General features: G+C 69.8%; 9 protein-coding genes. 5 read left to right on the forward strand and 4 right to left on the reverse strand.

Annotated features, from left to right (window positions below; genetic code table 11):
* Positions 1–54: 54 nt before the first annotated feature.
* The 3 genes from acnA to E1300_RS29195 all read right to left on the reverse strand — a co-directional run bounded on the left by acnA (position 55) and on the right by E1300_RS29195 (position 4,294).
* A complete protein-coding gene (gene acnA / locus E1300_RS29185; protein WP_207400020.1) occupies positions 55–2,862 on the reverse strand; it encodes an aconitate hydratase AcnA in 2,808 nt (935 codons plus the stop codon).
* Between the two features lie 225 nt (positions 2,863–3,087).
* The gene (locus E1300_RS29190; RefSeq protein ID WP_131760303.1) at positions 3,088–3,675 is read right to left on the reverse strand and encodes a hypothetical protein; all 588 of its coding nucleotides are present in this window, start codon (positions 3,673–3,675) and stop codon (positions 3,088–3,090) included.
* Positions 3,676–3,919: 244 nt separating this feature from the next.
* Positions 3,920–4,294, reverse strand: a complete 375-nt coding sequence (locus tag E1300_RS29195; RefSeq protein WP_131760304.1) for an ATP-binding protein — start codon at positions 4,292–4,294, stop codon at positions 3,920–3,922.
* 160 nt (positions 4,295–4,454) lie between these two features.
* On the opposite strand from E1300_RS29195, the gene E1300_RS29200 reads away from it, so the two are divergent.
* The 3 genes from E1300_RS29200 to E1300_RS29210 all read left to right on the forward strand — a co-directional run bounded on the left by E1300_RS29200 (position 4,455) and on the right by E1300_RS29210 (position 5,700).
* On the forward strand, positions 4,455–5,240 hold the full coding sequence (locus E1300_RS29200; RefSeq protein WP_131760305.1) for a helix-turn-helix domain-containing protein: 786 nt from the start codon (positions 4,455–4,457) through the stop codon (positions 5,238–5,240).
* A 5-nt stretch (positions 5,241–5,245) separates the two neighbouring features.
* Positions 5,246–5,416 carry a DUF397 domain-containing protein gene (locus E1300_RS53550; RefSeq protein ID WP_131760313.1) on the forward strand — a complete coding sequence of 57 codons (171 nt, stop codon included), beginning with the start codon at positions 5,246–5,248 and terminating at the stop codon, positions 5,414–5,416.
* A 101-nt stretch (positions 5,417–5,517) separates the two neighbouring features.
* Positions 5,518–5,700 carry a DUF397 domain-containing protein gene (locus tag E1300_RS29210; RefSeq protein WP_131760306.1) on the forward strand — a complete coding sequence of 61 codons (183 nt, stop codon included), beginning with the start codon at positions 5,518–5,520 and terminating at the stop codon, positions 5,698–5,700.
* An 87-nt stretch (positions 5,701–5,787) separates the two neighbouring features.
* Here E1300_RS29210 and E1300_RS29215 read toward each other — a convergent pair whose 3' ends face one another.
* Positions 5,788–6,600 carry a phosphotransferase gene (locus tag E1300_RS29215; RefSeq protein ID WP_131760307.1) on the reverse strand — a complete coding sequence of 271 codons (813 nt, stop codon included), beginning with the start codon at positions 6,598–6,600 and terminating at the stop codon, positions 5,788–5,790.
* Positions 6,601–7,053: 453 nt separating this feature from the next.
* On the opposite strand from E1300_RS29215, the gene E1300_RS29220 reads away from it, so the two are divergent.
* Both E1300_RS29220 and hpnC read left to right on the forward strand, forming a co-directional pair.
* Positions 7,054–8,058 (forward strand): hypothetical protein, encoded by a 1,005-nt coding sequence (locus tag E1300_RS29220; protein WP_131760308.1) that lies wholly within the window; start codon positions 7,054–7,056, stop codon positions 8,056–8,058.
* A 132-nt stretch (positions 8,059–8,190) separates the two neighbouring features.
* A partial coding sequence (gene hpnC / locus E1300_RS29225) for a squalene synthase HpnC (protein WP_242619459.1) occupies positions 8,191–8,954 on the forward strand: 764 nt, incomplete at its 3' end.

Genomic DNA, 8,954 nt, shown 5'->3' on the forward strand with positions numbered 1-8,954 from the left:
ATGCGAAACGGGCCGCCTCCCCGAGGGGAGACGGCCCGTCCTGCTACGTGCGGGTTACTTGCGGAGGAGGTTGCGGAGGACGTACTGCATGATGCCTCCGTTGCGGTAGTAGTCCGCCTCCCCGGGGGTGTCGATGCGGACGACGGCGGTGAACTCCTTACCGTCGGCCTTCACCGTCACCTCGCGCGGCGTCTCGCCCTCGTTCAGCTTCGTGACCCCGGTGATGTCGAAGGTCTCGGTGCCGGTGAGGCCGAGCGACTCCGCGGACTCGCCCTCCTTGAACTGGAGCGGCAGGACGCCCATGCCGATCAGGTTCGAGCGGTGGATGCGCTCGTAGGACTCGGCGATGACGGCGCGGACGCCGAGCAGCGCGGTGCCCTTGGCCGCCCAGTCGCGGGACGAGCCGGACCCGTACTCCTTGCCCGCGAGGACGACCAGCGGCGTGCCCTGCGCGGCGTAGTTCTGCGCGGCGTCGTAGATGAACGACTGCGGCGCGTCGTCCTGGGTGAAGTCGCGGGTGTAGCCGCCCTCCACGCCGTCCAGGAGCTGGTTGCGCAGCCGGATGTTCGCGAACGTGCCGCGGATCATCACCTCGTGGTTGCCGCGGCGGGAGCCGTAGGAGTTGAAGTCCTTGACGGCGACGCCGTGGTCCTGGAGGTACTGCGCGGCGGGCGTGCCGACCTTGATGGACCCCGCCGGGGAGATGTGGTCGGTGGTGACCGAGTCGCCCAGCTTCGCGAGGACGCGGGCGCCGCTGATGTCGGTGACCGGGGCGGGCTCGGTCTCCATGCCGTCGAAGTACGGGGCCTTCCGCACGTACGTGGAGTCCGGGTCCCACTCGAAGGTGTCGCCGGTCGGGATGTCGAGGCCCCGCCAGCGGTCGTCGCCCTTGAAGACGTCGGCGTAGTCCTTGACGAACATCTCCTGGCCGATGGACGACTCGACGATCGCGGCGACCTCCTCCGGCGCGGGCCAGATGTCGCGCAGGTAGACCGGGCCGTCGGTGCCGTCGGCGATCGGGTCGTTGAGGATGTCGATGTCCATCGTCCCGGCCAGCGCGTAGGCGATGACCAGCGGCGGCGACGCGAGGTAGTTCATCTTCACGTCGGGGCTGATGCGGCCCTCGAAGTTGCGGTTGCCGGACAGCACCGCCGTGACCGCCAGGTCGTTGTCGTTGACGGCCTTGGAGATCTCCGGCTGGAGCGGGCCGGTGTTGCCGATGCAGGTCGTGCAGCCGTACCCGACCAGGTTGAAGCCGATCTTGTCGAGGTACGGGGTGAGGCCCGCGCGCTCGTAGTAGTCGGTCACGACCTGGGACCCGGGGGCGAGGGACGTCTTGACCCACGGCTTGCGGGTCAGGCCCTTCTCCACCGCGTTCTTCGCCAGCAGCGCCGCCCCGATCATCACGTACGGGTTGGACGTGTTGGTGCAGGACGTGATGGCCGCCACGGCGACGTGGCCGTGGTCGAGCTCGAAGGACGTCCCGTCGTCCAGCGTGACCGGGACGACCTTGTGCGGGCGGCTCGCCCCGTTCGTCGCGTGCTCGCGGGGCTTGTCGCCGTTGCCGCTGCGGCTGATCGCCGGGGAGTCCGAGGCGGGGAACGACTCGTCGGACGCCTCGTCCGCCGGGCCCTGGATGCTGGAGACGTAGTTCTGCACGTCCCGGCGCCAGGTCTCCTTGGCCTCCGACAGGGAGATGCGGTCCTGCGGGCGCTTCGGGCCGGCCAGCGACGGGACGACCGTCGCGAGGTCCAGCTCCAGGTACTCGGAGAACTCCGGCTCGACGGACGGGTCGAGCCACATGCCCTGCGCCTTCGCGTACGCCTCGACCAGCGCGATCTGCTCGTCGCTGCGGCCCGTGAGGCGCAGGTACTTCAGCGTCTCGTCGTCGATCGGGAAGATCGCGCAGGTGGAGCCGAACTCGGGGCTCATGTTGCCGATCGTGGCGCGGTTGGCCAGCGGCAGCGCGTGCACGCCCTCGCCGTAGAACTCGACGAACTTGCCGACGACGCCGTGCTTGCGCAGCATCTCGGTGATCGTCAGCACCAGGTCCGTCGCGGTGGTGCCCGCGGGCAGCTCGCCGGTCAGCTTGAAGCCGACCACGCGCGGGATCAGCATCGAGATCGGCTGGCCGAGCATGGCCGCCTCGGCCTCGATGCCGCCGACGCCCCAGCCGAGGACGCCGATGCCGTTCTCCATCGTCGTGTGCGAGTCGGTGCCGACGCACGTGTCGGGGTAGGCGACGCCGTTCCGGTCGAACACCACGCGGGCCAGGTGCTCGATGTTCACCTGGTGGACGATGCCCGTCCCCGGCGGGACGACCTTGAACTCGTCGAACGCCGTCTGCCCCCAGCGCAGGAACTGGTAGCGCTCCTTGTTGCGCTCGTACTCGACCTGCACGTTGCGCTCGAACGCGTCCGGCGACCCGAAGTAGTCGACGATCACGGAGTGGTCGATGACCATCTCGGCCGGCGCGAGCGGGTTGATCCGGGTGGCGTCGCCGCCCAGGTCCCGCACGGCCTCGCGCATCGTCGCCAGGTCCACCACGCACGGCACGCCGGTGAAGTCCTGCATGATCACGCGCGCGGGCGTGAACTGGATCTCCTTGCTCGGCTGCGCCTGCGAGTCCCACCCGGCGAGCGCGCGGATGTGCTCGGCGGTGACGTTCGCGCCGTCCTCGGTGCGCAGCAGGTTCTCCAGGAGCACCTTGAGGCTGTACGGGAGACGGGCCGAGCCCTCGACGGCGTCCAGCCGGTAGATGTCGTAGGACTTGTCGCCCACCTGCAGCTTGTCAAGGCTGCCGAAGCTGTTCGCGGACACGGACTCCTCCTCCGTCGCCACCGCGCGTCCGGTCCGGGACATGACCGCGCGGCGCTGTTCTCTGGTGTGAAACCTTCACCGTCCCCGCCGGCGCTCGGCGCGCGGGGCGGACAGCATGCTCATCTCCCCTGATCCTGCCCTAGTCAGGCGAAGGACCGGGAATCAGGTCCACCTAACTTCGGCAGCTTTTCTCTTGATGTCAAGCTATCTCCAATTTATCTCGACATCAAGTTACTTGCACCTCGCCCCGGCTCCGCGCGCGGGGCCTCACTCCCCGAGCGCGATGACGCCCCACCCCAGCCGGTCCGCCCTGGTCACGACCTCGGCCCAGCCGCGCACCGTCCCGGCGAACTGGCCCCAGTCGTCCACCCAGCCGCCGCGCGGCGCCGCATAGCGGTCGAAAGGCTCGGCCAAGGCGTCGAAGCCCGGCGCGGCCCGCTCCCAGGCGCGGGCGAGAGCGGCCACGGTCCCCGGCTCCCGGACGATCTCGCGGTTCAGCCCCTCATCTGGGACGAGCCCGGCGTCCACATGGACGGCCTCCCCCTCCGGCCCCTCCCAGACCAGGCCCATGAGGAACTCATCCATCGCGTCCCTGAGCCCCGGCTCCGCATGATCGCGGATCGCCTCCCAGGCGTCCCCGAGCCCCCAATGCCGCCCGAACTTCGAGTAGCGGAACTCATAGACGGCCGCCCACTCCGCGTCCCTGGTCGGCGGCCACCACCCGACCCCCAGGTCGAAGTACGCCTGGTCGTCGTCCAGGTACGGGACGTTCCCGATCACCTCGGCACGCCGCTCAGCCGGCACACCCTCCAAGTACGCCCAGTCGGCGATGAACACCGCGATGTCGTAGCCCATGCGGCTGAAGCTAATCACCAAGACCGCCGCGCCCCCTCCGCCGACCCGAAACCGCCGACGCACCGCGCCCGCCCGCCGGCCACTTCCCTTCCCCGCCCGTCTATCCGGACGAGCTTGTCGAACAGGACGTCCGCCGACGAGGCCGATACCAGCACCCGCCCAGCGGCCCGCCACACGCCACGTTCCACCGAGAAGGCCCACCCGGGAAAAGCGTTCCGGAACCACGCCAGCACTTCCGCCTCCTTCACACGGCCGCCCCGGAGCCGTCACCGGGCAGAAGGACCCACACCACCTTCCCACCATCCCGAGGCTCCGCACCCCAGTCCTTGACGAGCGCCCCCACCATGGCGAGCCCCCGTCCACCCTCGTCCAGGAGGTCCCCATTCCCAGCGACCGGAAGCACAGCGGACGCATCGAAGACCTCCACGACCGTCCCGCCACTCCCCCGGACGACCCGCACCGTCGCCGTCCCACAGTCCGTATGCTTCAGCACGTTAGTGACGAGCTCCGAGACGGCGAGCTTCGCGATATAGGCGTCCTGCCCCCACCCGCCGAGCACCTCGCCCAGCCAGTCCCGCGCCATCTTGATCGCCTCCGCCCGCACCGGCACAACGACCACCGCACACTCCCGCACAACCGATCACCTCCGAGATCCTGTGACTCACCGCACATGCTCCGCTTCGAGGAGTAGTGTCAGCGCGTAAGTGCACAGGTAGAGACGCCGCGGTGACGCTTACGCGACCTCTGCTTACGCCCTCTTACGCCCCGGAGGCCGACCGATGCCTGCACGTAAGCCGTCACCAGAACTGCGAGCCTTCGGTGCCGAAGTGACCCGGCTTCGCGAGAGCGCGGGGTTGACCCGCACCGAACTCGCGGCACTCGCATCCGTCAGCCGGTCCTATGTCAGTCAGGTCGAATCAGGGAACACCCGCTGCCGCGAGGACTTCGCGAAACGGCTGGACAAGGCGCTGGGGAGCGGGGAAAGACTCGCGCAGGCCTGGAACAAGCACCTGCGATCGACGCCCTATCCGCGCCACTTCACCGATTTCTCAAGCGTCGAGCCGACCGCGTCCGTCCTGCGCGCTTATGAGAGTCGGCTCGTCTACGGCCTTTTGCAAACCGAGCACTACATGCGAGCGCTTCTCGAAACCCAGGATGCCGTTGAGGCACGCCTGCGCCGGCAAGCGATCCTCACGAGGGAGCACGCGCCCACGCTGTTCGTGATCCTGGACGCGACAGTGCTCATAAGGGAGGTCGGCGGCCGCAAGGTGATGCGCGAACAACTCGAACACCTGATCGCCGTGTCAGAGCAGCAAGACAACGTCCACTTGCAGATCGCGCCCATTGCCTACCACCGCGGCGCCAAGGCGTCCTTCGCCATCGCCACGCAGCCCGATCGCAGCGAAGTCGTCTACCTGGACCGCGCAACGGGCGCTGATACGAGCACGGACGCGAAAGAACTCGCTACCGTCTCGGAGACCTTCAGTAGGCTACAGGCACACTCACTGTCGGTATGTGATTCCCTGGACCTGATCCGGAAGGTTGTGCGCGAGCAGTGGACCTGACCCAGATGTGCTGGCGTAAGTCGAGCTTCAGCAGTGAGGAGGGTGACAACTGTGTAGAACTCGGAGCGATGTCGCAGGCGATCGCCATGCGGGACTCGGAGGACCCAGACGGACCCAAGATCTTGCTCACACGGGACGGTTTTCGCGTCATGCTCACCCAGCTCAAGCGGCACTGACAACCAGTCGCCCGTGGAGCCTCCGCTACGACGAACAAGATCCCACGTACAACCGTGACGACGTACGCTGCGGCCCATACCCACCTAAGGGCGGTAACGCGATGGGGGACGTGACAGCCTGGCGGAAAGCTGCCCGCAGCAACGACCAAGGCGGCTCGTGTGTGGAGGTGGCGGCTTTCGCGGGCGCCGTTGGTCTGCGCGACTCCAAGGACCCGGGTGGGCCCAAGTTCCTCCTCGCGAAGGACGATTTCCGCGCGCTCCTCGCGCACCTCAAGCAGCACTAGCCTCTCAACCGCCGTCGAAGCCCTACCCGTGCCGGCCAGGGCACCACGTGGCAGCAGTAAGCCTTTCAGCGGCGGTGTGGGGGCAACCTACGAAGAGCGAGCGTTGCGGTGCTCTGCCCACTGCTGGGCTACGGTCAGGTTGTCGAGGGGTGCGGCGGTCGAGCTGGCGGCGGCGCGTTGGCGCCACCGCTCGGCGGACGCGTTCGCGTAGCGGTCGATGGCGTCAGGTGAAGCGCCCGTCCAACTCGGGAAATGTGCGGCCCATCGCTCCGCGTCGGCGGGAGTGTGCCCGGCGTGGACCATCCAGGGAATGACTTGGCCGATCTCGATCCAGGGTGCACCGCGTGATGCGAATCCCCAGTCCACCACGTAGGTGCGGTGATCCGGCGTGATCAGCAGGTTGTGAGGGTTGAGGTCGGTGTGCAGGAGGGCGTCACCGGCCATCGCGGACGCGTCGGCTACCAGGTGCTCCCAGCGGCGTTCGACGCGCATCGCGACCGTGTCAGGGCATGGGGTGCCCTGGAGCTGTCGGACCGTCTTGGTCAGCGTCTCTAGGTCTGGTGAGCCTGGCGCGTAGTCGGCGTGGCGGCCGTCTATGTGCTCGTAGCCGACAGCGAGCCACTCCCCGGCTTCGACGGTCCACAGAAGCCGGGGGGCGAACTCGGGCACGCACGGGTTGATGAGCACCTCTCGGCGCAGCGCGCGGACCTGCGGGCCGTCCTGGTCCGGTGCGGTCCTGCGAGCGGCCTTGACGAAGGCTGGCCCTGCCGTGCCGGTCACCGTGGCCGCGAAGGCGGCGTTACTTCCGCCGGACGCTGCCTGGACGCTGCGGACAAGGCCGATCCGCTCGGCGATGCCCTTACGCACGTCCTCGGGAAGCCCCGCCCATTCGCCGCGCATCTGCGCCTTTCGTCAGTCTCCGATGGTGCTGCACTCGGGCGGGCAGCAACCCGCCCCGGCACCGGCCTCCCAGAATTCCATGTCCACGTGGTAGCCCGTGGCGCGCAGGATCGGAACGGTTCGCTCCAACGCCGCCCCCGACACGATGTCAGCGTCCACATCCGGGTGGGGGTGTGATCTTGCTTGGGCGGGACGGATTTCGGGGGCTGGTCGTCGGGCTCAAGCGGCTGTAGGCGGACGATGGGCATCGGGTAGGGCCGATGCGGGGCCGTGGGTGGCCGTTTCCGGCGAGGAGATGCGGGAAGCGTGGAGTAGAGGTCGACATGGTCGTTTCGAGGGGGTTTCACTAGGGATATGGCGGAGTTGCCGAATCCCGATCCTGATCTGGTGCGGGCCGCGCGCCAGCATCTGACCTCTCGCTATGCGACGGGCGTCGAAGCGGTTCTGTGGGAGATGCATAAGCACCCCATGCACGACCTGGACGCCATCACCCGGGTGCTGCGGAACGGTACCGGGGAGCACACGGTCGCGGCGCGGAGCGGCGATCGCGACGGTGGGGAGGCCCGCGACGACGGTGGGCACGGCGAGGTCGCGGGGGCCTCGGCGATGGACCTCGGGGCGGCGTTCCTCGTCCTGTCGGCCGCGCGGCTGGACGTCGACCGGCTGGAGGCGGCGCTGTTCGAGCGGGCGCTGGAGCTCGGCCTGGACTACGAGCAGGTCGCCGCGGTGCTGGAGCTGCCGGACGCGGACGCGGCGCGGCGGCGGCACCGGCAGTTGAAGAACCGTGCGAAGGCGCCGGTGGCCGAGCGTCCGCCTCCGCCGACCGCGACGAGTGACGAGCGCCGGGCGCGCGGGGCCGTCGCGCAGCGGCGCGCCGACGAGGCGGCGTCCCGCGCCGAGGCGGCCGAGCGGCGCCGCCGGGAGCTGCGTGAGAACGGTTTCACCGCCCCCTCAGCGGGAGCCCCATCAGGAGCAATCCCGCCGGAAGCCGCATCAGGAGCGGTCCCGCCGGGAGTTGCGCCCTCGTCGGGGACGGCGTCTCCAGGGGCGGTCCCGCCTGGGACGGTCCCGCCGCCGGGAGCGGTGCCCGGGGCGGCGCCTTCAGGGACGGTGCCGCCGGGAACGGCTCCGGCGCCGGGGATGGCGCCTTCAGGAGCCGCGCCGTCGAAGGCGGTGCCGCTGCCGGGGCCCGGGGCTTCTGGGGCTGAGGGTTCGCGGGCGGCGGAGCTTGCGGCGCGGCGTAGTGAGCAGGCGAAGCGGCGCGCCGCTGTGGCGCGGCTGGCGGAGGCCCGCGCTCATGACGAGGCCGCGCGGCGGCATGAGGCGGCGATCCTGATGGGGGTCGGCGATCCGGCCGAGCACCGGCGCCTGGCGGAGGAGCACCGGGGCGCGGCGCAGGCGGCGTGGGAGGCCGCGGCGCCGCCCGAGGAGGACGGCCAGAACCGGCGGAACGGCTGACCGGGCGCGCGCCGTTGCCATAAAGGGCGTTTTTCCTGTTGCGTCGTTTCCGTCGCGGACACGCACGGCGCTTCAATAACTCCATACCTTGGACAGAGTTTTTCTGGTGCCGGACCGGCGAATCTCACAGTGGTGACCACTGAACCGCCGTGGAGCGCCGATGCGCACGACCGCGCGCTGGCGGAACTCGCCGCCCGGGAGAACTTCCCGGTGGCGGCGCGGCTGCTGCCCGCGCGGCACCGCGCCGACCTGCGGGCGGTGTACGGGTTCGCGCGGCTGGTGGACGACATCGGCGACGAGGCGCCGCGCGGCCAGCGGGCCCGGCTCCTCGATTCGGTGGACGCCGACCTGGACCGCGTGTACGCGGGGAGAACGCCGCGGCTGCCGCAGTTACGGAGACTGGCGGGAACGGTCCAGGCGCGGTCCATTCCCGCCGAGCCCTTCCGCCGGTTGGTGCGCGCCAACCGCCAGGACCAGGTCGTCCACCGGTACGGGACGTTCAAGGAGCTGCTCGACTACTGCACGCTGTCGGCGAACCCGGTCGGCCGGATCGTGCTGCACGTGTTCGGGGTCGCGGACCCGGAGCTGATCGAGCCGTCCGACCGGATCTGCACCGCGCTCCAGATCATCGAGCACTGCCAGGACGCGGGGGAGGATTTCCGCGTCGGCCGCGTCTACCTGCCGGCCGAGGATCTGCGGCGGTTCGGCTGCGCCGAGGACGACCTGGCAAGGCCGGTGACGCCCACGCGGCTGCGGGGGGTGCTGGCGTTGCAGGCCGGGCGCGCGGCGGAGCTGCTCGACCAGGGCTCGGGGCCGCTGCTCGTGGGGCTGCGCGGGTGGGCGCGGGTCGCGGTGGCGGGCTACGTGGCGGGCGGGCGCGCGGCACTGGCCGCCCT

Source organism: Actinomadura fibrosa, assembly GCF_900659615.1.
In the GTDB taxonomy this organism is placed as follows: domain Bacteria; phylum Actinomycetota; class Actinomycetes; order Streptosporangiales; family Streptosporangiaceae; genus Spirillospora; species Spirillospora fibrosa.

Excerpts from the sequence above, each read along its gene's own strand:
- acnA (WP_207400020.1), bottom strand. The coding sequence starts at position 2,862 with ATGTCCCGGACCGGACGCGCGGTGGCGACGGAGGAGGAGTCCGTGTCC.
- E1300_RS29190 (WP_131760303.1), bottom strand. The coding sequence starts at position 3,675 with ATGGGCTACGACATCGCGGTGTTCATCGCCGACTGGGCGTACTTGGAG.
- E1300_RS29200 (WP_131760305.1), top strand. The coding sequence starts at position 4,455 with ATGCCTGCACGTAAGCCGTCACCAGAACTGCGAGCCTTCGGTGCCGAA.
- E1300_RS53550 (WP_131760313.1), top strand. The coding sequence starts at position 5,246 with ATGTGCTGGCGTAAGTCGAGCTTCAGCAGTGAGGAGGGTGACAACTGT.
- E1300_RS29210 (WP_131760306.1), top strand. The coding sequence starts at position 5,518 with ATGGGGGACGTGACAGCCTGGCGGAAAGCTGCCCGCAGCAACGACCAA.
- E1300_RS29215 (WP_131760307.1), bottom strand. The coding sequence starts at position 6,600 with ATGCGCGGCGAATGGGCGGGGCTTCCCGAGGACGTGCGTAAGGGCATC.
- E1300_RS29220 (WP_131760308.1), top strand. The coding sequence starts at position 7,054 with ATGCATAAGCACCCCATGCACGACCTGGACGCCATCACCCGGGTGCTG.